This window comes from Vibrio sp. qd031 (genome assembly GCF_002100145.1).
In the GTDB taxonomy this organism is placed as follows: Bacteria; Pseudomonadota; Gammaproteobacteria; order Enterobacterales; family Vibrionaceae; genus Vibrio.
In genome coordinates this window covers 516602-540435 of record NZ_JXQD01000024.1, presented here as the reverse complement: position 1 = coordinate 540435, position 23834 = coordinate 516602, and the positions used below count along the sequence as shown (strand labels likewise).

Annotated in this window: 22 protein-coding genes; 11 read left to right on the top strand and 11 right to left on the bottom strand. The window is 46.1% G+C overall.

Annotation, left to right across the window (positions count from 1 at the left end; all coding sequences use genetic code 11):
* Positions 1-88: 88 nt before the first annotated feature.
* Entirely contained in the window at positions 89-1201 is a 1113-nt protein-coding gene (locus ST37_RS11245) for an FAD-dependent oxidoreductase (protein WP_084886272.1), read from the bottom strand.
* Positions 1202-1358: 157 nt separating this feature from the next.
* Here ST37_RS11245 and ST37_RS11240 point away from each other — a divergent pair, with 157 nt between their 5' ends.
* Complete coding sequence (locus ST37_RS11240) at positions 1359-2252, top strand: LysR family transcriptional regulator (RefSeq protein WP_084886270.1); 894 nt, start codon at positions 1359-1361, stop codon at positions 2250-2252.
* A gap of 91 nt (positions 2253-2343) precedes the next feature.
* Here ST37_RS11240 and ST37_RS11235 read toward each other — a convergent pair whose 3' ends face one another.
* The 4 genes from ST37_RS11235 to ST37_RS11220 form a co-directional block, all read right to left on the bottom strand.
* A complete protein-coding gene (locus ST37_RS11235) occupies positions 2344-2796 on the bottom strand; it encodes an NfeD family protein (RefSeq protein ID WP_084886269.1) in 453 nt (150 codons plus the stop codon).
* Between the two features lie 27 nt (positions 2797-2823).
* Positions 2824-3744, bottom strand: coding sequence for an SPFH domain-containing protein (locus ST37_RS11230; protein WP_084886267.1), 921 nt, complete (start codon positions 3742-3744; stop codon positions 2824-2826).
* Positions 3745-3868: 124 nt separating this feature from the next.
* Positions 3869-4723, bottom strand: a complete 855-nt coding sequence (locus ST37_RS11225; RefSeq protein ID WP_084886265.1) for a co-chaperone YbbN — start codon at positions 4721-4723, stop codon at positions 3869-3871.
* 359 nt (positions 4724-5082) lie between these two features.
* Positions 5083-6000: a TIGR01777 family oxidoreductase gene (locus ST37_RS11220; RefSeq protein ID WP_084886263.1), complete on the bottom strand. Its 918-nt coding sequence runs from the start codon at positions 5998-6000 to the stop codon at positions 5083-5085.
* Between the two features lie 241 nt (positions 6001-6241).
* On the opposite strand from ST37_RS11220, the gene ST37_RS11215 reads away from it, so the two are divergent.
* From ST37_RS11215 to yfcE, 5 genes are all read left to right on the top strand, one after another.
* Positions 6242-6979 (top strand): DUF1538 domain-containing protein, encoded by a 738-nt coding sequence (locus tag ST37_RS11215; RefSeq protein WP_084886262.1) that lies wholly within the window; start codon positions 6242-6244, stop codon positions 6977-6979.
* Positions 6976-7761 (top strand): DUF1538 domain-containing protein, encoded by a 786-nt coding sequence (locus ST37_RS11210; RefSeq protein WP_084886260.1) that lies wholly within the window; start codon positions 6976-6978, stop codon positions 7759-7761. The genes ST37_RS11215 and ST37_RS11210 overlap by 4 nt, the downstream gene beginning before the upstream one ends.
* Positions 7758-8108, top strand: a complete 351-nt coding sequence (locus ST37_RS11205; protein ID WP_084886259.1) for a P-II family nitrogen regulator — start codon at positions 7758-7760, stop codon at positions 8106-8108. Before ST37_RS11210 ends, ST37_RS11205 begins: the two co-directional genes overlap by 4 nt.
* Entirely contained in the window at positions 8105-8509 is a 405-nt protein-coding gene (locus ST37_RS11200) for a CBS domain-containing protein (protein ID WP_084886257.1), read from the top strand. The genes ST37_RS11205 and ST37_RS11200 overlap by 4 nt, the downstream gene beginning before the upstream one ends.
* Before the next feature lie 321 nt (positions 8510-8830).
* Positions 8831-9379, top strand: coding sequence for a phosphodiesterase (yfcE, locus tag ST37_RS11195; protein WP_084886255.1), 549 nt, complete (start codon positions 8831-8833; stop codon positions 9377-9379).
* A gap of 74 nt (positions 9380-9453) precedes the next feature.
* Here the strand turns inward: yfcE and ST37_RS11190 are convergent, their stop codons facing one another.
* Together ST37_RS11190 and ST37_RS11185 are read right to left on the bottom strand one after the other, a co-directional pair.
* The gene (locus ST37_RS11190) at positions 9454-9969 is read right to left on the bottom strand and encodes a regulatory protein ToxS (RefSeq protein ID WP_084886253.1); all 516 of its coding nucleotides are present in this window, start codon (positions 9967-9969) and stop codon (positions 9454-9456) included.
* A gap of 11 nt (positions 9970-9980) precedes the next feature.
* Positions 9981-10802, bottom strand: coding sequence for a transcriptional regulator (locus tag ST37_RS11185; protein ID WP_084886251.1), 822 nt, complete (start codon positions 10800-10802; stop codon positions 9981-9983).
* A 256-nt stretch (positions 10803-11058) separates the two neighbouring features.
* On the opposite strand from ST37_RS11185, the gene htpG reads away from it, so the two are divergent.
* The 4 genes from htpG to rfaH all read left to right on the top strand — a co-directional run bounded on the left by htpG (position 11059) and on the right by rfaH (position 15358).
* Positions 11059-12960, top strand: a complete 1902-nt coding sequence (gene htpG / locus ST37_RS11180) for a molecular chaperone HtpG (RefSeq protein WP_084886250.1) — start codon at positions 11059-11061, stop codon at positions 12958-12960.
* 165 nt (positions 12961-13125) lie between these two features.
* Positions 13126-13770: an adenylate kinase gene (adk, locus tag ST37_RS11175; RefSeq protein ID WP_084886248.1), complete on the top strand. Its 645-nt coding sequence runs from the start codon at positions 13126-13128 to the stop codon at positions 13768-13770.
* 125 nt (positions 13771-13895) lie between these two features.
* Positions 13896-14867 (top strand): ferrochelatase, encoded by a 972-nt coding sequence (gene hemH / locus ST37_RS11170; RefSeq protein WP_084886247.1) that lies wholly within the window; start codon positions 13896-13898, stop codon positions 14865-14867.
* On the top strand, positions 14864-15358 hold the full coding sequence (gene rfaH, locus ST37_RS11165) for a transcription/translation regulatory transformer protein RfaH (RefSeq protein ID WP_084886245.1): 495 nt from the start codon (positions 14864-14866) through the stop codon (positions 15356-15358). The genes hemH and rfaH overlap by 4 nt, the downstream gene beginning before the upstream one ends.
* A gap of 80 nt (positions 15359-15438) precedes the next feature.
* Here the strand turns inward: rfaH and asnB are convergent, their stop codons facing one another.
* The 4 genes from asnB to nagA all read right to left on the bottom strand — a co-directional run bounded on the left by asnB (position 15439) and on the right by nagA (position 21394).
* Positions 15439-17103, bottom strand: coding sequence for an asparagine synthase B (asnB, locus tag ST37_RS11160; RefSeq protein WP_084886244.1), 1665 nt, complete (start codon positions 17101-17103; stop codon positions 15439-15441).
* A gap of 252 nt (positions 17104-17355) precedes the next feature.
* Positions 17356-18951: a cation:proton antiporter family protein gene (locus tag ST37_RS11155; RefSeq protein ID WP_084886242.1), complete on the bottom strand. Its 1596-nt coding sequence runs from the start codon at positions 18949-18951 to the stop codon at positions 17356-17358.
* 89 nt (positions 18952-19040) lie between these two features.
* Positions 19041-20255, bottom strand: coding sequence for an ROK family protein (locus ST37_RS11150; RefSeq protein ID WP_084886240.1), 1215 nt, complete (start codon positions 20253-20255; stop codon positions 19041-19043).
* A gap of 2 nt (positions 20256-20257) precedes the next feature.
* Positions 20258-21394: an N-acetylglucosamine-6-phosphate deacetylase gene (gene nagA, locus ST37_RS11145; protein WP_084886238.1), complete on the bottom strand. Its 1137-nt coding sequence runs from the start codon at positions 21392-21394 to the stop codon at positions 20258-20260.
* 447 nt (positions 21395-21841) lie between these two features.
* Between nagA and nagE the strand changes: the two genes are divergently transcribed.
* Positions 21842-23338 (top strand): N-acetylglucosamine-specific PTS transporter subunit IIBC, encoded by a 1497-nt coding sequence (gene nagE, locus ST37_RS11140; RefSeq protein ID WP_084886236.1) that lies wholly within the window; start codon positions 21842-21844, stop codon positions 23336-23338.
* Positions 23339-23834: the final 496 nt, after the last annotated feature.

Below are 23834 nucleotides of genomic sequence, written 5' to 3'. Positions count from 1 at the left end.
GAAATAATAAAAGGGCTGCGAGTATTCTCTGCAGCCCTTTTTTCACGCTCCATGGGAGGCGCTTTTCTTATTAGAACATAGCAAGTAACTATGTCGGCACCGCTTCGCTCAACTCATTACCATCTATTGCGTCTGGTTTAGTTTCTAGCCCACTGAAGGTTTTTGCAATAAATAGGTCTTTCTGTTTCATATTGACCAACCATTTTGCCTTGGTGACCGCAAAGGGTAATTGTACTAAGCCAGTTTTAGGGCCAGTAGGAATCAGAGCCATTAATTTTGTCATAGGCTTGTAAGCCTTTAACGGGCGATTCTTGAGTTGGGCGGCAATGTTTTTAGCGACAAACTCAGCCTGCATACCAGCGATATAGCCAAGCTTGAAGCTGCCGGTGTTTGCAACATCGCCCAGAGCATAAATGTGCTCAAAACCGTCTACTTGCAACTGCTCATTCACTTTTACATAGCCTTTGTCATCGAGTGCAGCGGACAGATTGGTGCGCATAAACTCACTGTTGGGGATCGTCCCTGTAGCCGATAGCACTAAATCAGGCTTTGCAATATCACCGCTGGTCGTGTCTATGTAGTGCCGATCTTCTGCGATATAGGTGCTGTTGGTTTTAATCGTGACGCCTAATGCGGTCAACTGCTGATGCGCGAGTTGTTGTGCTTTTGGCTTCATAGTATCGAGCAAGGAGCTTTTATTATGCGCCAGGGTGATTTTTGCACACGGGTGTGCATGAGCAAGTTCACCTGCGAGCTCGACGCCCACAATACCACCACCAAGAATGAGAACGTCTTTGGCTGCGGTTAACTCGCCATGAATGTTTTGCAACTCTTTTTCACGAGCTTGTTTAGAGCGCGCATCGTTGCTTTTAGCCAGTGGCAAGCTTGGGTATCGGCTACCTGTTGCAATAACGGCGTGTTCAAATGCGATGGTTTGACCATTATCCAAAACTGCATGGTTTTGAGCCATTGACTCAACAGATGCTTGGATAAAGGTACTGTTTAAAAAGTCACTGTATCGCTTTCGTGGGGATGTGGGCATTGAATCAGGTGCCGCCGCGTTGCGTAGCGTGGCGTAAGTAACTTCAAAATAGTCTTTTTGATCCACAAGCAATGTATCGATGCCTTGCTTAGCCAAACGCTGCGCGAGTGTTGCGCCTGCAAACCCACCGCCAATGATTAAGTAGTCCGTTTTGTTCATGGTATTCCCCACCAATTTGAATTATGGTGATTGTATTGATTGCTTTATCGCAAATATATAGACCAAATTGCAAAGATTCTTTGCAATTTTGCAGTTTTCCAATACTTCGGCGTGCGAGGTGCGATATAACGGGGGAGCGAATTATGAGAGGTAGTGGGTGAATTGGAGTGATGTTCGTATTGTTTTGGCGGTCGCTGAGCACGGTACCCTGCAGCAGGCTGCAGAGGCGTTAAAAGTGAATCACACGACCGTTTGGCGACGTTTGCAGGCGCTTGAAAAAAACATTGGCGCTCAATTGTTTATAGGTGACCGGCAAGGGCATCAATTAACCGATGTAGGCAAAAAGATCATCCATCATGCACAAACAGTGGCAGATAATATGGAGTCAATTGAGCGGATAGTTTCTGGGGACAAAACCGATCTAGCAGGTGTGATCAGACTAACTGCACCCGTCCATGCGACCAACACATTCTTGCCAAGTGTCCTAAAAGAGTTTCAAGCACTTTATCCTCAAATTCGCTTTGAAATGCTTCTGGATAACGCTGAATTAGACATCGAGAAAAGAGAAGCGGACATTGCCATTCGAGGAACTCACAAAGTCCCTGACAACCTTATAGGACGTTGTATTGGGAAAAGCAGTTGGTCGTTATACGTCAGCGATGAATTGTATCAAGGAAGATTAATGAGTATCGAAGAAGTAAAGGCTCTTCCGCTGATTGGCTATTCTCACTTTAATAACCCGGCCGGTAAATGGCATGCCGAGACCTTTAAAGACGTGACTAAAACAGTCGTTTGTAGTGGGCTTGAGAATGGTCGTGGCTTTGCGGAGGTAGGGATGGGCGTTGCGTTACTTCCATCGAAAATGGACACGTCGCTAAGAGAGATCTACAAACTTCCAGAAGAGCTGGGGGCCGAGTTGTGGCTACTCACTCATCAAGAGATGAGAACCTCAGCAAAAATAAAAGCGTTGTGGGACTTTTTGTTGGAAAAACTGCCTAGTCATGAATTGTTACAGCCGCTAAGAGATGAACCGTTTCCAAGGAAAGATTGAGTTCAATTATGAAAAGAGCCTCGGAGTTGAGTGAACGTCCGAGGCTCATATAATGACTTCTTTGTTGTAGGAAATAACTCTTAGGTACTATTTACTCTGCTTTGGTCACAAACAACGTAATACCGTCTACATCAGTCACTTTGACCAATGTGCCTTGCTCCAAATCTTGGTCACAGCTAGCGCGCCAGGTCGAATCGCCCAGCCTCAGACGAAAATGACCTCGCTGAACGCTCTCGGTAAGACGCGTAGTTTTGCCAATCAGTTGTTTCTCTTTCTGGTTAAGGTTACGTCTTGCGTCGGATTGAGTGTCTTTGTTGTGCTGGTAACGCCACCACTGCCACGTCGTGACCAGTGAAAATACCGCAAAGCAGACCCATTGCATTTCCCAACCAATGGGCAATACCAAAAGAATGGCCGCCACTAATAGCGCAGACAATCCCAGCCAAAGAAAGTAGCCTGCCGTGCCTAGTAACTCTCCCGCAAGCAGCAGCAAGCCAAAGGCTAACCAGTGCCAATGGTTCATCTGTTCGAGTAACGTAATCATAGGCGCTCTCCTTACAACTCTTTCGGGTTACTTATCCGTTTTGCTTTGCTGAAACATCTCAGAGATGCCAGCAATCGAGCCCATTAGGCCGGTTGCTTCCAACGGCAACATGATGATTTTGCCGTTCTCAGCCTGCCCAATGCTCTTCAGTGCATCAGTATAGCCTTGCGCGATGAAGTAGTTGACCGCTTGCATATCACCTGCGGCAATGGCTTCAGAGACCATCTTCGTCGCTTTCGCTTCTGCTTCAGCTTGTCTCTCACGCGCTTCGGCCTGCAAAATAGCCGCTTGTTTTTCACCCTCTGCGCGGAGAATTTCAGATTGCTTGTGACCTTCGGCTTTTAAAATTTCGGCCTGACGAACACCTTCAGCTTCTAATACTTCGGCACGCTTATTACGCTCGGCTTTCATTTGCGCGTTCATCGCGGCAGTCAGATCTGCCGGCGGCTGAACATCTTTGATTTCAATACGCGTGACTTTAACGCCCCAAGGGTTAGTTGCTTCGTCGACAATAGAGAGCAGACGAGTATTGATTGAGTCGCGCTGGCTGAGCATTTCATCCAGTTCCATTGAGCCTAACACTGTACGGAAGTTGGTGAGCGTTAGGTTACGGATTGCATGTTCCAATTCCGTTACTTCGTACGCCGCTTTAGGTGCATCGATCACTTGCACAAAACAGACTGCGTCAATTACGACGTTAGCGTTATCTTTAGAGATGACTTCTTGTGCAGGAATGTCTAGCACACGTTCCATCATATTGATCTTATTCCCCACCTTGTCGATAAAAGGCACGATCAAGTTTAGGCCTGGGTGCAAGGTTTGGGTATAACGTCCAAAACGCTCCACCGTCCAATTGTATCCTTGTGGTACGGTTTTAATGCCGGCCGCTAAAAATGCCACGACCACAAATATAAATACGCCAATGGCAATGAGTGCATCCAAGCCCATGGTTTTTCCTCGCTAAGTTAAATTGATCTTACTATAGCAAATGCTCGCTAACTTTATGATCTTAAAAACGAAAATAGGCTGAAAATCAGCCTATAGTTGTGAGATTTGCGAGCAAGGTTACGCTTTAGTATAGGATGGAATATAGCTTTCTTCGATACGCTTTCGCCACACTACTCTCTTGCCCAAGTGCTGACATAATATCCATGAACGACTTTTTAATTTCGCCGTCGTGAGCACCCAAATCTTTCACCAAAACTTGCCAAAGTAGCTCAAGCGCGTCTTCACTTCTATTCACTTGATGATATTGCGCGGCAAGCTCAATACACAAGGCAAGATCATCAGGCGTTGCTTGTTGCTGCTGTTCAAGTGCTTGTAGTTCTGGGCTGTTCGCCGCTTGTTCGAACAGTTCGAGCTTCGCTTGTAAGCCTTTATAGTGATTGTCATGGAACTGCATTGGGACGGTTTCTAGCAGCGCTTTTGCTTGTTCGATTTGTTGAGTCTCTATCAAGCATTCTGTCATTGCTACTTTCACTTCGCCTTTTTGTTGCAGTTCGGCATCCAAAGATTGCATGACGGTCAACGCTTTAGCGTGTTCGCCCGAGGTCATAAGCGTGAGTGCTTCTTTAAGCGCAAGTTCATCTTTGCTTGGTAGGTGTTTGGCTAACATCTGTTTGATGGCTTCAATAGGCTGGGGCCCCCCCATTCCATCGACAGGCTGGCCATTCACAAATAGCGCAAGTGTAGGCAGTGCTTGCACACCAAACTGCCCAGCGATCGCTTGTTCTTTTTCACAGTCTAGGGTGGCGAGATGGAATGCCCCTTGATACTCATTCACTAACTGATTGAGTGGTGTCAGCAGATCTACGCTCTCTTGGCTCATAGAAGCCCAGAAATGGATCAGTACCGGAGTTTGCATTGACATCTCAATGACTTGTTGAATGTTGGTGGTGTCAATGGCAGTAATATAAGGCGATTGCATGTTGGATCCTAAACAGCGTATGAGATGCTACTAATATCTTGTCAGATAGCAGATTTTCAAGTCTTTAACTTAAAAAAAGCGACACCAGAAGTATTTAGCCGAGAAGGCTTCAAAACTTGTTTAAGTACTGCAATGGAAGGGAGCTGAGTACACAGACGGTGCTCAAGCTTTATAACAAGATCAACACCATCAGCGTTACACAGACACCCAACCAATTTAGTTGGTTTAAACTCATGTGATAACTCTAAATAACCATATAGTCCGGGAATTATGCCTTGCCTATGTGACGCCTATATTACATTTTGCAATAAAGTGCACTTTTTTTGACGCAGGGTGATTAGAGGCAAATGAGTGGGACGTTAAAGCGAATAGATCTGTTTTAATGCTGGCTCTAAGCGAGAGTAAGTAAAGTTAAAGCCAAGTTCGGTTAGTTTTTTAGGGCGTGAACAGCAGCTGTCTAACACTAGCGCTGAAGACTCACCCATAATAACCTTCATTGCCCAAGCGGGGACAAAAAACAGATTTGGGCGGCGTAAGCGACGTGCCAAGTGCTGGCTGAATTCAGCATTGGTTACGGGGTGAGGCGCGTTAAAATTAAAAGCGCCTTGCGCACTTGGCGTGTCGAGCAAAAATAGTATCCCTTGAACCATGTCGTGAAGATGGATCCAGGGCAAAAATTGCTGACCATGTCCAATCTTACCGCCCACACCTAACTTAAATGGCAGACTCATTTTGGGCAGTGCGCCGCCATCTTTGCCCAAGACAACGCCTGTGCGGACCACACATACACGGGTTTTTTGGCTGTGAGCTTGCATCGCAATATCTTCCCATCGCTGGCACACTTGGTGAGAAAATTGATTTTTTAATGAGTCGGTTTGATTAAAGGATTCATCCAAAGAGTGCGTTTGTTGATCACCATAATATCCGACGGCAGAGCCACTAATAAATGTGTGTGGTGGCGCTTCGCTTGCCTCGATTAAATCTACAAGATGTTGAGTGACGGTCCAACGACTATCGCAGATGAGTTTCTTCTGAGCGCGAGTCCATCGCTTGTTAGCAATCGGCTCTCCAGCTAAATTGATCACCGCATCGACGTGATTTAGGTTGGTCAAGGTATCCAAACTGGTGATGTAGTCGATTTGTCCATGGTCGACGTGCTGTAGGGTTTGCTTTGCCTGCTCGGGATCGCGAGTGAGCAATATAATACTGTTGGCACGCATCGATTTTAGCAGTTCACGGCCGATAAAGCCGGTTCCACCAGTGACTAACAGTACCATGTTGAATCTCCTCAATGTGTAGCCGTTTAATTTAAGTATAGTAATTGCTACGTAAGCACACCGTAAAGCGACCGAATTTAATAGAATTGAATGTTAAGAGTGTGAAATGTAATACTTTTCAGCTCACACTTTTTACTCTATTCGACTAAAGGTGAGTCCCATTGTGCGTGTGTTTAAGGCACACTAAAATTAAGGTTATGGGCGATCGACGTTTGCCTTTGATAAAAGTTTAGGAGGTTGGATGGAACCACTTCGAGCACTTTTTCACTCCTTGCTCGCGAGCTTGCGCGACCTGCTGCCTATTATCCTAGTGATTGCTGCATTTCAATTCTTAGTGCTTGACCAACCGCTTCCCAATTTTCATTCCATTCTTATTGGCCTTGCTTTAGTCGTATTTGGACTAACACTGTTTGTGTTTGGTCTGGAAATGGGTTTATTCCCCATTGGTGAATCGATGGCGCAAGCTTTTGCACGCAAGGGGAGCGTCTTTTGGTTGGTCTTATTTGCCTTTTGTTTGGGGTTTGGAACCACTATCGCAGAGCCTGCGCTGACGGCCGTTGCCTACGAAGCCGCAGCAGTTGCAGCGGAAGGGGGCATGATCACTAATAGTCTCGACAGTATGAAAGACTATGCACTGGGTCTTAGGCTTTCTGTTGCTCTATCGGTAGGGGTTGCCATAGTTTTAGGGGTGGTACGCATTCTTAAGGGCTGGCCAATACATGTCATTATTATTGGTGGTTACGCAATTATTGTGGTGCTCACGGCCTTTGCACCAGAATCTATAATTGGGGTTGCCTATGATTCTGGGGGGGTGACTACATCGACCATTACTGTGCCTTTGGTCACCGCACTAGGTGTTGGACTGGCGTCATCGATCAAAGGGCGAAACCCGATGATAGATGGATTTGGGTTGATCGCGTTTGCTTCTTTGCTGCCTATTATGTTTGTGATGCTTTATGGAATGTGGGTGGCCGGATGATTCAGACCTTTTTGACCACGTTGTATTCGACCATTTTGGATGTTATCCCCATTGTCACCATTCTTTTTGGATTTCAGTTGGCGGTGTTAAGGCAGCCTGTCGTTCACTTATCAAAAGTAGTTTTGGGTTTTGTCTATGTGATTGTTGGTTTGGCGCTGTTCTTAATGGGGTTAGAAATGGCGCTATTCCCACTTGGCGAAACCATGGCACTGCAATTGACAGAGCCGGCTTTTTTGCAACAGTTTAAGCTTGGTGGTGAGGTTCATTTGGGTTGGGAAGACTATTACTGGGTCTACCTCTTTGCCTTTTGTATCGGTTTAAGTACCACCATCGCAGAGCCGTCTCTGATTGCAGTAGCCATTAAAGCGAATCAAGTTTCTGGTGGGAGTATCAGCGTCAATGGATTACGTTTTGCCGTTGCAATTGGAGTCGCGGTTGGCATCACCTTAGGGTGCTATCGCATCGTGGTTGGTGATCCGATTCACTATTATATTATTGCTGGTTATGTGCTGGTGGTTATCCAAACCTACTTTGCCCCCAAAATTATTATACCGCTTGCTTATGATTCAGGCGGTGTTACTACATCAACAGTAACCGTTCCACTGGTTACGGCTCTGGGACTAGGGTTATCAACGACCGTACCCGGTAGAAACCCAATGATAGATGGCTTTGGACTGATTGCGTTTGCAAGTTTGTTCCCGATTATTTCGGTGATGGCTTACGCGCAAATTACCCAATGGCTCAATGCCCGTAATCAACAGCACAAGGATGCTAAATCATGAGATTTAAATTGATTGTCGCTTTTGTCGAAGACGCAAAATCAGATGCAGTTCTCACCGCGGCCAGAGAAGCTGGTGCAACAGGCGCGACTGTCATCAATAACGCTCGCGGCGAAGGACTTAACCAGAAAACCACCTTTTTTGGACTTACGTTAGAAGTTCAGAAAGATGTGATCCTATTTATGGTTGAAGAGCACCTTGCCAGGCACATATTGGAGACGATCTGTGAGGCGGGTGAGTTTGACCAGCAATCTGGGCAAGGCATAGCTATTCAAATAGATATTGAAGATGCGGTTGGTGTCGCGCACCAAGTAGAAACGTTAACCAAAGTAGTGGAGGATGAACTATGACCGGACATAAATTGGTACGAGTCAGAGATGTGATGGCCAATACCTATGTGGTTGTAGATGGGTTGGTCACTGTTGATGAGGGTATTCGATTGGCCAGAGAGCACGTGGTAAAAGCTCTGGTGGTGGATAAACGCCATGCCGATGATGAATATGGCTTAGTTTTGATGAATGATATTGCCAAAAAGGTGCTGGCCCAGAATCGTTCACAGCACCGGACTAATATCTACGAGATCATGACCAAACCCGCTTTGAGTGTCGATCCAGAAATGAACGTTAAATACTGTGCCAGACTGTTTGAGCGTTTTGGGATCAGCCGCGCCCCGGTGGTCGAAAATGGCCAGATCATAGGGATGGTGAGCTATAACAATATCGTGATCAACGGCATGATCGATATTCGGTAGTTTGTACACTCGTAGATCAAACCCTCCAGCCTAGAGGACGTTGCTTTTAGAACGCAGTTAGACCTATCGGCGTCGTCGCAGCTACCAGCGTTTTAGCTGGGGGGCAGCATGGGCCTGGATTGTCTGCTCATGCAGAGAATGCGGCGCACAAGCCGAGAATATGGAAATGCCGGTTTAGCTTTGTAAGGCGTAAAGAAAGATACTAACGTAGGGCAATAGGCTCATACTATCGCCCCCAAAAATGTGTCTCGGGTTGTAGCGGTGAAGGTTACGTTGAGCATTTACATGATAGAATTAACCCAAAGTAACAAGGGACTTTCCATGAATCTATTTATTGCCTCCGACATACACGGCTGCGAGCGAGCCACCCAACTAACCTTAGAGCGATTTGAACAAAGTGATGCCAATCACCTGATATTACTGGGTGATTTAATTAACCATGGCCCACGAAACCCTGTTCCTACTTTTTACAACCCGACAAAGGTTGCCGAGCTGCTAAACCAATATAAAGGTTCCATCATCGCAGTTCGTGGTAACTGCGACAGCGAAGTGGATCAGATGCTGCTTGAGTTTCCAATCATGAATGATTTTAACTGGTTGCCACTGCCTTCTGGGCAGCGAGTGTTCCTCACTCACGGGCATTTATACAACAAGGACAAAGCGTCTGTATTAAAACAGGGCGACATTATGGTGCACGGCCACACGCATTTGCCTCAAGCCCAGTGGGAAGGGGATATTATCGTCGTCAACCCGGGGTCAGTGACCATACCTAAAGGTGGGCATGAAGCAAGTTTCGCCACATGGAAAGACGGTGTTATTGAAGTGAAAACCCTCGAGTCGCAACAAATCATCGCGACTCTATCAATATAAAAAAAATACCCACTGCAACCAAATGGTGGCAGTGGGTATAGTGTTTTGAGGTTGACTGGTCGGACAGTAAAGGTCTAGTTTGATACCAGAACTTGGGAGCCGTGACCTAGGCTAGTCAACAAGATTGCGTTGTCGCTGATGATATCAACTCGACGGCTTTGCTCCGCGTCAGTAACAAAGATCTGTTTAATCAATGTTAATTGTTTATCGGTAAACTGGCGATTATCGACACTGGACGAATCTTTAAAGTCCTGCGGGTCGACCAATAAATAGTTGTCAGACAGTTGCCATAACCCGGACTCTGAAATTTCGATGATGGTCGGTTGTTCAGACTCCTCGTTCATTAACTCCATTCGCGATACACGCAAGTACTGCCCAGTCGGTAAGTATTTGACGTTGGAGTTGATGCTTACTTTACTCAATTGACCAAGCTCGGTCTCGGAGAGGTCAGCATGGATATGGGTAATTAGGTGAGTCTGCCATTCACGTGATGTGAGTACTTGCTCCACCTTTACGTCACTTCCCCAGTAGATCCAGCTACTAATGATCGCCGACGCAAATAGAATGATGAGTGCTACGCGTTTATTCATGAGTATGCCCTTTAGTTACAAATATTCTTCAAATCAGATTGTTCAGCAATCAGACGAACCGTGCTGTTTTCTGACGTGAATTCTGGTGGATGAATGTAACTAAGGTAAAGCTGTCCATTTTGACCTGCGGTTGCATACACTTCTATAGCGTCTTGTTCATTGTCGGTGTAGCTCTCAAGGTAAGCGCTAACACAAAGCTCGATGCTCGGGATCCAAGTATCCAAACTTGGATGGCCCATAGTTGTCTTAACTGGAACTGAATCGACTACTACCACTTCTCTAAACTGTGAAGGTGTCGAGTTGGGAGTGAACAATCCGCCAAACGGCAGCAGAAGTGCAACCAGCAAAATGACTTTGGTTGCGGTGTCCATTTTTGACCAAAAAGAGGGTGCTTTTGCAGTGCTTTGATTGGTTTGGGGTTCTGTTGCTGGAGCGTTTTGTGTCGCTGCTGCAGATTCAGCAATAATCGGCTCAGCGATGTCTTCAGTACTTTTAGCCTCAACACTTGAGATCAATTGATAACCGCGCTTTGGCACAGTTTTAACGAACTGAGGGGATTTGGTTGAGTCGTTTAATTGTTTTCTTAACGTAGAAATAGCTTGGGTCAAGCTGGAGTCATCGACTTGAAAACCTTGATCGCGCCAGACAAACTCATGCAACTCGTCACGAGTGATCACTTCATTAGGGCGTTCAGAAAGCATTAGGAGAATGCGGCTTTCATTACTACCAAGTCGAATGATTTCGTTTTCATTATCGAGTGGAGTCAGAGAATTGCTGTTTGGATCGAAGGTGTAGGTTTGTGCAAGTATAAACTTAGTGCCAATATTGCTCATTATCTCGTCTTCGTTATTAGCGTCAATCTCTCCTTGGAATCACATTTTAATCCTTCTAAAAACGTGAGCTATCTTTTTTTAGCTTAGATAAGCTGCGTAAATATAATAAATTTTTGTCAAAAATACATCTTTTTTGTCGCCTCTTACCTTGAATTTGTTTTGGGAACCCATATTTCATCGTCAACAGAATGAGTTTAATTGCCGTTAGAAGGGCGATTCTTTCTTACGACATATGAGTAACACTAATGGAGTCAATATGAGCGACACGGTATCTCAAGCTAAGGAAACACGTGGTTTCCAGTCAGAAGTAAAACAGCTTCTTCATCTTATGATCCACTCTTTGTATTCAAATAAAGAGATTTTTTTACGTGAGTTGATTTCGAATGCTTCGGATGCGTCGGATAAGCTACGTTTCAAAGCGCTGTCTAACCCTGAACTGTATGCAGGCGATGCTGATCTTGGCGTTAAGTTAACTTTTGACGAAACCAATGACACGCTAACCATTTCTGATAATGGTATTGGTATGAGCCGCGAGGATGTGATTGAGCACCTTGGGACAATCGCTAAGTCGGGTACCGCAGATTTCTTTCAAAAGTTATCTAGCGAAGAGAGCAAAGACTCACAACTGATTGGCCAGTTTGGCGTAGGTTTTTATTCGGCATTTATTGTTGCTGACGCGGTAACCGTTCGCACTCGTGCAGCCGGCCTTGATGCGGACCAAGCGGTTCAATGGCACTCGAGCGGTGAAGGCGAGTACACCATAGAAAATATTTCAAAAGAAACTCGTGGTACTGACATCGTGCTGCACATGCGTGAAGACGGCAAAGAGTTTTTGGCAGAGTGGCGTTTGCGTGAAGTGATCAGCAAATACTCTGATCACATCGGCATTCCAGTGTCTATTCTAACCAAGAAGCGTGATGAGGAAGGGAACGAAACCGACGAAACTGAATGGCAGCAAATCAACAAAGCTCAAGCCCTTTGGACTCGCAATAAATCGGACATCAGCGAAGAAGAATACCAAGAATTCTACAAGCATGTTTCGCACGACTTTGCCGATCCGCTGGTGTGGAGTCATAACCGTGTAGAAGGTAAAAATGACTATACCAGTCTGCTTTACATTCCTTCGAAAGCGCCTTGGGACATGATGAATCGTGATCACAAGAGTGGTTTGAAATTGTACGTTCAACGCGTGTTTATTATGGATGACGCTGAGCAGTTTATGCCGTCATACCTGCGTTTTGTTAAAGGCTTAATTGACTCTAACGATTTGCCGCTAAACGTCTCTCGTGAAATTCTGCAAGACAATAAGGTGACTCAGTCTCTTCGCAGTGCCTGCACAAAACGTGTATTGACCTTACTTGAACGCATGGCCAAAAATGACGAAGAGAAGTACATCTCGTTCTGGAAAGAGTTTGGCTTGGTCATGAAAGAGGGACCAGCAGAAGACATGGCAAATAAAGAGAAAATTGCAGGTCTTATGCGTTTTGCATCAACTGAGGTTGACTCTGCGGATCAAACCGTGTCGCTGGCGAAGTACGTTGAGCGTATGAAAGAAGGCCAAGACAAAATTTACTACTTAACCGCGGACAGCTACGCAGCGGCTAAGAACAGCCCACACCTAGAGCAATTTAAAGCGAAAGGTATTGAAGTGGTGTTGATGTATGACCGCATTGATGAGTGGTTGATGAACTACCTGACAGAGTTTGACGGTAAGCAGTTCCAGTCGATCACTAAATCGGGTCTTGATCTGAGCCAATTCGAAGATGAAGCAGAGAAAGAAAAACAAAAAGAGACCGAAGAAGAGTTTAAATCGGTAGTCGAGCGCACCAAAACCTACCTTGGCGATCGCGTCAAAGAAGTACGTACTACCTTTAAGCTCGCGACAACTCCAGCGGTTGTTGTTACTGATGATTTCGAGATGGGCACACAGATGGCTAAGCTTCTAGAAGCGGCTGGTCAAGAAGCGCCTGCGGTTAACTATATTCTTGAAATCAATCCAGAGCATGACATGGTTCAACGCATGGCCGATGAAGCCGACGAAGAAGCATTTGGTCGTTGGGTTGAAGTTCTGCTAGGTCAAGCTATGTTGGCTGAGCGCGGTTCAATGGAAGATCCAACCTCATTTGTGACTGCGATCAATTCACTGTTGGTGAAATAGTAGATAGTAGACCTATCTTTAGTCTAATAGCCCCGCAAAGCCCAGAATTTATGATAGACTTCTGGGCTTTGTAGTTTCCCACAACATTGTAAACTTATACCGAATCTCTCCATGCCATTCGGGCGAAGAGAGCTTCGGTATGACTAAAAATCAAGAGGAATTATCATGCGCATCATTCTTTTAGGTGCTCCTGGTGCTGGTAAAGGTACCCAAGCTCAATTCATTATGGAAAAGTATGGCATCCCACAAATCTCGACTGGTGACATGCTTCGTGCTGCAATCAAAGCCGGCACCGAGATGGGTAAGCAAGCCAAAGCTGTTATTGATGCAGGCCAATTGGTTTCTGACGAGATCATTCTTGGTCTGATCAAAGAGCGCATCGCTCAAGATGACTGCGAAAAAGGGTTTTTACTAGACGGATTCCCACGCACTATTCCTCAAGCCGACGGCCTTAAAGAGCTCGGTGTAGAAGTAGATTACGTGATCGAATTTGACGTTGCAGACGATGTGATTGTAGAGCGTATGGCGGGTCGTCGTGCACATATTGCGTCTGGCCGTACTTACCACTTGGTGTACAACCCACCTAAAGTGGAAGGCAAAGACGATGTAACAGGCGAAGACCTAGTGATCCGTGAAGACGATAAAGAAGAGACCGTACGTGCTCGCCTTGGCGTATATCACAATCAAACGGCACCTCTCATCTCTTACTACGGTAAAGAAGCAGAAGCAGGCAACACTAAGTACTTGAAATTTGACGGTACTAAGCAAGTGTCTGACGTGAGTGCAGATATCGAAAAAGCACTAGGCTAATCGAGCCGACAGCGAAAATTTGATATAGTAAGGGCAGCGAATTTCGCTGCCCTTTTTTTAATCTATTTTCAAGTACTTGGCGTACAAACTCAAACAGTCATTCAGTCTCTGCAGGAATCAAATACATGGACAAGAGCTCGACGCAACTCGGCGTGTTACTCGTTAATCTAGGCACACCGGAAGCGCCAACCCCAAAGGCCGTTAGGAAATACCTCAGTCAATTTCTTCACGATAAACGAGTCGTCGATATGACGCGCTGGTTGTGGTGCCCCATTTTACACGGTGTGATTTTGCCAGTACGCAGCCCCAAAGTGGCGAAGCTGTATCAATCGGTGTGGATGGAGCAGGGCTCGCCGCTTCTGGTACACACACAACGTCAAGCAAAAGCGCTCTCATCACAGCTCTCTTTGCCGGTTGAGGTAGGAATGACTTACGGCACGCCGAGTATAGAAAGCGGCCTTCAGTCCCTTAAGCAGCAAGGCTGTGAACAGGTTATTGTATTACCGTTGTATCCGCAGTTTTCACACACCACCACCTCGGCCGTGACAGATGCCATCGCAAGGTTAGATTCAAGTTCATTGCCAACTTTGAAGGTTATTCAAGACTACCATGACCATACTGCCTACATTGAGGCTCTCGCGGACTCGGTAACGCAGCACTGGCAGCAACACGGTCAATCGGACTATTTGTTGTGTTCTTATCATGGTATTCCACAACGATTTGCCGATAACGGAGACCCTTACCCAACGCACTGTGAATCTACGACCAATGCACTGTTACAGCACCTTGGTCTCGATGACAGCCAAATGGGGATGAGTTACCAGTCTCGATTTGGACGAGAGCCTTGGTTAATGCCCTATACCGATGAAACTTTAAAAGGATTACCGCAAAAAGGGAAAAATCGCATCGATATAATGGCGCCAGCCTTTGCAAGTGATTGCTTAGAAACCCTTGAAGAATTATCCGAGGAGTGTAAAGATATTTTCGTTGAGGCTGGGGGGGTCGAGTTTAGATACATCCCTTGCCTTAACGATAATACATTACATATAAAAATGATGGCCCAGCTGGTGCAGGAGGCTGTCGAGGAAATTCAATGAAACGTTGGTATCTTCTCTACTGCAAACGTGGAGAAATAAAGCGAGCGGTGGCTCACCTAGAGCGGCAAGGTGTGGGGTGTTATCAACCCATGATGCAAGTGGAAAAAATTGTCAGAAGTAAGATGCAGCGGCTCGATGAGCCGATGTTTCCTGGGTACTTGTTTGTTCATTTCGATTTTGAGCAAGGCCCCAGCTTTACGACGGTTCAGTCCACTCGTGGCGTGTCGAAATTTGTTTCCTTTGGCAGTACGCCTAAAGAAGTCGCATGGGAGATCATTGATGATATGCGCGTCTATGAGCAGAATCATGCCGATGAAGTAGAAAGTGAACTGCCTCAAAAAGGGGATAAAGTGCGTATAGCCTCAGGGCAGTTTGGCGGTCTAGAAGCGATCTATCATGAAGCAGATGGCGAGAAACGTTCCTACCTAATGCTGAATTTGATCAGTCAACCGGTGAAGTTGTCTGTTCCAAATAGCGACATAGAGCTTTGACTCTGTCGCAAGGCTAACAAAGACATCAGAACGACAAGCATTAAAAAGGGCCAATTTAATTGGCCCTTTTCGTTTTTCTATTAGTAAGAGTCGTTGTGTACTGACTGTACAGCGCGACCTGATGGGTCAACCATGTTTTTGAACGTCTCATCCCACTCAACGGCTTTAGCCGATGAACAGGCTACAGAAGGGCCGCCAGGGACACATTCTGCGGCAGACGCCAATGGGAAGAGTTCTTCAAAGATTTCACGGTACACGTAACCTTCTTTGGTGGCTGGCGTGTTATATGGGAATCTAAATTGCGCGGTTTCCATTTGTTGGTCAGTCACTTTTTGCTCCGCCACTTCTTTAAGTGTATCAATCCAGCTATAGCCTACACCGTCCGAGAACTGCTCTTTTTGGCGCCATGCGATCGCTTCTGGTAAGTAGTGTTCGAAACATTCACGTAAAATGTGCTTCTCCATCTTACCGTTGCCACACATCTTATCTTCAGGGTTTAGACGCATGGCGACGTCGATAAACTCTTTGTCTAGGAATGGTACGCGGCCTTCTACGCCCCATGCTGCCAAAGACTTGTTAGCACGTGCACAGTCAAACATGTTTAGAGCCAGCAGTTTGCGTACTGTTTCCTCGTGGAACTCTTGTGCGTTTGGCGCTTTGTGGAAGTATAGGTAGCCGCCAAATATTTCATCAGCACCTTCACCAGACAATACCATTTTGATGCCCATTGCTTTGATCTTACGACCCAATAGAAACATGGGTGTAGACGCGCGAATGGTGGTGACATCGTAGGTTTCAATGTGGTAAATCACATCACGAATGGCGTCTAGACCTTCTTGAATGGTGTAGGTCATTTCGTGGTGGACAGTGCCAATCTGTTCGGCAACTTCACGGGCCGCTTTTAGATCTGGTGCACCTTCTAGGCCGATGGCAAAGGAGTGAAGCTGTGGCCACCATGCCGCCGACTTTTCATCGTCTTCGATACGCATTGCGGCAAACTTTTTAGCCACTGCTGATGTGATAGACGAGTCAAGTCCACCGGATAGCAAAACCCCGTAAGGAACATCGGTCATTAGCTGACGTTTAACCGCATCTTCTAGAGCTTGAGTCAGTTCTTCTTTGCTGGTGGTGTTACCTTGAACAGCTGCATACTCGTTCCAGTCGCGGATGTAGTAGCGAACAGGCTCTGCATCGCCTGATCCATAGTGGCTACCAGGAGGGAATTCGCTGACGGTTTTAACCACCGGCACCAGCGCCTTCATCTCTGACGCGACGTAGTAGTTACCGTGTTCGTCGTAGCCTTGATACAGCGGAATAATCCCGATGTGGTCACGACCAACTAAGTATGTGTCTTTTTCTTCATCGTAAAGAATAAACGCAAAAATACCGTTGAGCTCTTCAAGCAGCGCTTCACCCATATCTTGATACAGCGCTAGAATGACTTCACAGTCAGAGTCGGTTTGAAAATCGTATTTGTCTTCGTAGCGCGCACGGATTTCTTTATGGTTGTAGATTTCACCGTTCACCGCAAGGATAAGCTTCTTATCTGGGCTGTATAGAGGTTGAGCACCGCTGTTCAAGCCTACGATGGCTAAACGCTCGTGCGCTAAAATGGCACGCTCTGATGAATAGATCCCTGACCAGTCAGGACCACGGTGTCGAAGTGTCTTCGACATTTCTAGTGCCACGGGACGCAATACAGCTGCGTCACTCTTAATATCCAAAATCCCAAATACTGAACACATAGGGCAACTTCATCCTTGTTTAAAAAATTAATTATTATCTTGTCTGTTAGGGCTAATTTGCCATTTTGATTAAAAAAAACAACCCTAATCAATAAAAAACATCAATCAATCGGTACATGATTAGATATATTCTAATTAAACACCCAAATACTGATGATTCGTTAAAAGATGGCGAAAAAAGCATCACATAATAAAAAGGCACCAATAACAGTAATGCTATGATGCCTTATATTTCTCTGTTTCTGGTCGCTATTATGGTCGCGGTGGCGGCTCAAAGTGTGGGGTAAGCTGCTCGCAGACGTGTTTTGCAAAACCGCTGCCAGCTTCGCGATAAATATCAAATGCCGCGTCAACACCCTGCTCAATAAATCCGTCGACCTGATCTTGATACTCGGCTATTGCAGCGATTTTACCTTGGTAGTTGCGGCTGCGAAGTTGATCGAGTGCGATCTGGTTACCTTTGTTATGCGGCATAGCAAGCAACACCATTTGCACTTTACCGGTGTCGAGGATGCGTTCCCAAAAATCGGAGTCGGTCGCATCGCCAGTGATCACGTTTCGGTTGTGGCGCTGATGATGGTCTGCGGTCTCTTCACGCATTTCTACGCCCATACAGATAGGACCATGACGGCTAGTCAGTTCATCATAGGCACCAGTACCCACTCGACCCATTCCTAAGATAAGCACTTGAGCGCTGCCTGGTCGAATGGGACGATCTTGATGATGCAGCTTGTCTTCAGCATGCTCTCGAAGCCACTTGGAACTGCGGCGATATAAGGCATGACCAAATCGATTGAGCGGTGCCGAGACCACAAACGATAGCGCGACGGCGATTGCCAAGCCCACTAAAATCTCGCCAGACATCCAACCCATTTTGTAGGCCAAACCGCCGACAATGAGCCCAAATTCAGAGTAGTTAAATAGCGTCAGTGAGGCTAAAAAAGAGGTTCGAGCACGGAACTTAAATCCGTTGATAATAAGGAAGTATAAAATGCCCTTTAGTGGCAATAGCAACATGAATACTATGGCCAGCATAAACCCAGTCGTGGTAGGTTGTTCTGACAAACCGATGTTGAGGAAAAAGCAGACGAGGAACAATTCTTTAAGGTTAAACAACGTTTTGGATAGCTCGGACGCTTTACTGTGTCCCGCCAGCAGCATACCCATTACCAATGCGCCTAAATCGCCTTTCATGCCCACCAGTTCAAACAGCGCAGCGCCGAAAACCAGTGCAGCCACCATACCAAACAATACCAGCATTTCGCCGTGACCTACGGAGTCGAGCAAGCGATATAACACTGGGCGTACAAAGGGCAGCGCGAATAGGAAAATGGCATACCACTCTGGGAACTTGCCCGTCGATGCAGTGAGAAAAACCACCGCAAAAATATCTTGCATGATCAAGATACCAATTGCCATGGTGCCATATGTGGCGTTCATTTCACCGTTATCTTGTAACGCTTTAATCGCAAACACGGTACTGGAAAATGAGAGTGCAAAACCAAGTAATATCAGTTGATTAATGCCTAAATCAGCCAACGAGGAGATGCCCAGTAACTTAAAAACCCCGAGTGCTAAAACAAACACTAACGTGGCCGCAAGGTTATGGAGGGTTGAGCCTAGCCAGATCTCTTTTCTTGTTAAGGTGCGAACATTGAGCTTTAGACCAATGGTAAACAGCAGCAGTGTTACCCCTAGGTCTGCGAGCGTCACCAACAATTCGTTACTTTCAAAGCCATTGATACTAAGAATGAAGCCCGCAGCTAGAAAGCCCACCAAAGGTGGAAGTTTTAATTTCTGAGCAACCAGTCCAGAGATAAACGCGAAGGTGACAAACAGTAATTCCATTTTAGACCGTATTTCTTATGTGGAAGGCAAACGACGTTGCGTTTAGTAGCCCTAGTTATCCTTGAGGGCTACAGTAAGTGAGAAATAGGCTAATCTTCAAGGATTTTTTGTAACAAGCTGCCATTGAGCATTGCTCGTTTAATAATAGCGAACGCAGCGTAGGTGTGTTTATCGCTTAATGTTGACGCTTCGATAGGCAACCCTTGATTAAAGCTGCTTAGAGATTGGCTTTGAACATTGCGTGCAATCGCAGGAAAGAGTAGTTCTTTGGCTTCGGTAATTTCGCCGGCCAACACGACTTTTTGTGGGTTAAACAAGTTGATCATGATAGCGACCGCTTTGCCTAACTGATCACCCACTTGAACCAAGCTTTGACGCGCCAACTCATCACCTTGCAAGGCGTGTTGGCAGACATCCTCAATCGTCATTGGAGATAACGTCGACAGGCTGGATGCGTAGCCTTGTGAGATTCTAGCTTGGATCCTATTAAGAATTGATGGATTGGATGCGATAGTTTCTAGGCAGCCAAAGTTGCCACACTGGCACTGTTCGCCCAGTGGATCGACTTGGATATGGCCAATTTCACCCACATTTCGATTACTGCCTAAAAAGACTTGTCCACCGACAATAATCCCTGAACCAGTCCCGTTATGTACGCGAATGAAAATGGAGTCTAAGCAGTCTTTGGTTGAGCCAAAGTAATGTTCAGCAAGTGCCATGCCACGCACTTCGTTACCGATATAACAAGGGAGATTAAACTCTTCGGAGATTAAACTGCCAATAGGATAGTTAGCAATATCGGTATTGGGCATGTAGTGAATCACGCCTTTTTCAGGGTCAACCAGCCCAGGAACAGTAATGCCGATGGCCACTAATTGCTCAATCTTGGATTGTTGCTGAGCGATAAACAGTCGAATATGGTTAATCAGTTGCGATTTTAGCTGCTCTTGATCTCGGTAACTAAAGCTTTGGTCTTTCTGCACCAAGACTTCACCACCCAGGTTAATCAGACTGGTGTGGATCGAATCTCGACCGACACTGATGCAAATACAATGGAATGGGTTGACTTCGGTAGTGAGAGAAATAGCACGTCGGCCTCCTGTAGACGCCTGCTGCGCTACTTCTTTTATCAACCCCTTTTCGAGCAGTTGGCGAGTAATTTTGGTCACGCTTGCTGGAGCGAGTTGACTGACTTCGGCGACTTGAATACGCGAAATGGGACCTTGTTGATCAATGAGCCTATAAACTGCGGCACCATTTATCTGTTTTACTAAGTCTACGTTGCCAATTTGACCGCCAATCATAATTATCCTTTGTGGTATTCTCCATTGACGACAGTTGCGGTAACGTTGAACTGCGCATCAAAGATGGCTAAGTTTGCCACATGGCCAGAGCGAATGCGCCCTAGCGAGTGATCCATGCCGATTGCTTGTGCTGGGTAGAGAGAGGCCATTCGTAGCGCTTCATCAAGGGCGATACCCGCATGTTCGACGCTGTTTTGTACAGCTTCAATCATGGTAAGTGCCGAACCACCTAATGTACCATCTTCACCCACACATTTTCCATCACGGTAATATACTTTCTTCCCTACAAAAATAAAGTGATCCATCTCTGCGCCTGCTGGAGCTGTGGCGTCGGTCACTAATACCAGCTTATTTCCTTTCAGTTTATGTGCTAGGCGAACATTGGCGTAGTCTACATGGAACCCGTCAACGATGATCCCTGTATAAACCTCTGGAGAGTCGAATATCGCTCCTACAATCCCAGGTTCACGCCCTGTCATTGGGGTCATTGCATTGAAAAGGTGAGTGGCAAATGTAATGCCGTTGTCAAAGCTCTCGACGGCCTGCTGATAGGTGGCGTTACTGTGCCCAATAGAAACGACAATACCCGCTTGCTTCAGTTTTTGGATATGCGCGGGATCGTTGTGCTCTGGAGCCATCGTCACTTTTGAAATAACATCACTGTTTTGGCAGATTAGGTCAATCATGTCGTTGTCGGAAGGTCGAATATGGTCTTCTTGGTGAATGCCTTTTTTGGCGACATTCAAGTACGGTCCTTCGAGGTGCAATCCTAGTGACTGATTACGATACTTGGAATGAAACTGCTTAGCCGCTTCAATGGCGGTTTGCATATCGGTATCCGACGAGGTGATCAGTGTTGGAAGAAAACTAGTACAGCCCGATTTTAAGTTGGTGTCATGCATGACTTTCATCGTGTGGGCGCTGATTTCGTCATTCAGCATGACTCCGCCACAACCGTTTAGTTGCAAATCGATAAAACCGGCAGTGAGATTCGCACCACCAAGATCGATTTGTTCGACGGTTGATGGCAGTTCATCCACTGAGACGATAGCGTCAATACGTTCATTGTTGATTAGCACAGCGTGTTGCCTAAGAACGTCTCGGCCAGTATAGATAATGCAGTTAGTCAGTGCGTACATGAGCCACTCCAAAAATTTTAATCAATCTAACACTCAAAAGGAGTGCGTGTCATCGGTAATTAGGTTGTCACTGCCTGGAATTATTGATTCTAGCCTATAAATTGCTCACTTCATTTAGTGAGTAAAGAAAGCGCGTTATTGTGAGGCCATAAAGGCTACAGGCAACCGTGACGAATCAATTCTGAACGTCTATGCTTGGTCCAATAAACGTTACTCTATTGCGTTCATCATAAAGCAAATTGCTCGTTAATTTGCATTATAAAATAAGTTTTATGATCTGGCTAACATTTCTACGCCCATAGAGCGGTTTTGAGCGATAATTGTCACAATTTTGGGGGATTTAATTTGCGATGCGAATTTATAGTCTTACACTGAACAGGACTAAATTGTAGAGGCGAATTAAGTCTCGACGAAAGAATTATAAATTCCTATAGGGGGGAACACACGGTGAACATTCTAGGATACTTTCAAAAGGTAGGTAAGGCGCTAATGGTGCCTGTAGCCACACTACCCGCAGCGGCGATACTCATGGGTATCGGTTATTGGATTGACCCAACCGGTTGGGGGGGCAATAGCGCATTAGCCGCCTTCCTAATCAAAGCAGGTTCAGCCATTATAGACAACATGTCACTTCTGTTTGCCATTGGTGTGGCTTACGGTATGTCTAAAGATAAAGACGGTGCGGCCGCGCTTGCCGGTTTTGTCTGCTTCACGGTTATCACTACGCTACTCAGCCCTGGTGCTGTGGAACAAATCGGCCTTGTTATGGTTGACGACCCAGAAAGCAAGCTAGCATTTGCAAAAGTGAACAACCAGTTTATCGGTATTCTTTCAGGTATTGTTGCGGCTGAGCTTTATAACCGCTACTACCAAGTAGAGTTGCCAACGGCACTTGCGTTCTTCTCAGGGAAGCGACTTGTTCCTATCCTAACCTCTTTTGCAGGTATCGTGCTGTCATTTGTTCTTATGTACCTATGGCCAATGATCTTCTCTGGTCTGATTCACTTTGGCGAAAGCATTGTAGGCTTAGGTGAAGTAGGTTCTGGTTTATATGGCTTCTTTAACCGTCTACTGATCCCAGTGGGTCTTCACCACGCACTAAACTCTGTGTTCTGGTTCGACATGGCTGGCATTAACGACCTTGGCAACTGGTGGACACCAAATGCAATCGAAACAGGTGTAGGCGTTGTAGGCGAAACAGGCCGTTACATGGCAGGCTTCTTCCCTGTAATGATGTTTGGTCTTCCTGGTGCGGCTCTTGCTATGTACCACACCGCAAAACCAGAAAACAAAGCTAAAGTAGCATCTATCATGATTGCGGCTGGCTTTGCGTCATTCTTCACCGGTGTAACGGAGCCTCTAGAATTCTCATTCATGTTCCTAGCACCATTACTATTTGTTTTGCACGCAGCACTTACTGGTTTCTCACTGTTCTTTGCAGACATGATGAACTGGACAGCAGGCTTTGGTTTCTCTGCCGGTCTGGTGGATATGGCTCTTTCGGCGAAAAACCCACTTGCAAACAAATGGTACATGCTGATTGTTCAAGGCTTCGTGTTCTTCGGTCTTTACTACGTCATCTTCCGCACAGCTATCATTAAGTTTGGTCTTAAAACACCAGGTCGTGAAGATGAAGAAGCGTCTACTAATGAAGTTGCTGGCTCAAGCAACTCTGCTGAACTTGCTAAGCAGTACCTTAAAGCGATAGGTGGTCACGACAACGTAACCAACATCGACGCTTGTATCACTCGACTACGCCTAACGCTCAAAGATTCAAGCGTGATTAGCGAAAAAGTTCTAAAAGACTTGGGCGCTATGGGTGTGGTTAAGCTAGGCTCTAACAACGTTCAAATCATTCTTGGCCCACTTGCAGAAATCATTGCAGGCGAGATGAAGAAGATTCCTCAGGACGCTGACCTAGCAGGTGTTGAGCTACCAGCATAACAATCCTTTTTCAATAAAGCGGTTAAAGCCTCCCTTGTGGAGGCTTTGTTGTTTTTGGATGAAACTTTCCCTATAGCGACCTCACTACCGTCCCATTTGCGCCCCGCGCGGATGTAACGGTAGTGAAGTTACGGAGAAGGGCTTTTCCCATAAGCTCTACCATGAGATTTAAGCTAGCGCTCAAATCGCACGGTATAGCCCGTTCACTACCGTCCCATTCGCGCCCCGCGCGGATGTAACGGTAGTGAATCTCGCGGAGAAGGGCTTTTCCCACAAGCTCTACCGTGAGATTTAAGCTGGCGCTCAAATCGCACGGTATAGCCCGCTCACTACCGTCCCATTTGCGCCCCGCGCGGATGTAACGGTAGTGAAGCTACGGAGAAGGGCTTTTCCCACAAGCTCTACCATGAGATTTAAGCTGGCGCTCAAATCGCACGGTATAGCCCGCTCACTACCGTCCCATTTGCGCCCCGCGCGGATGTAACGGTAGTGAAGT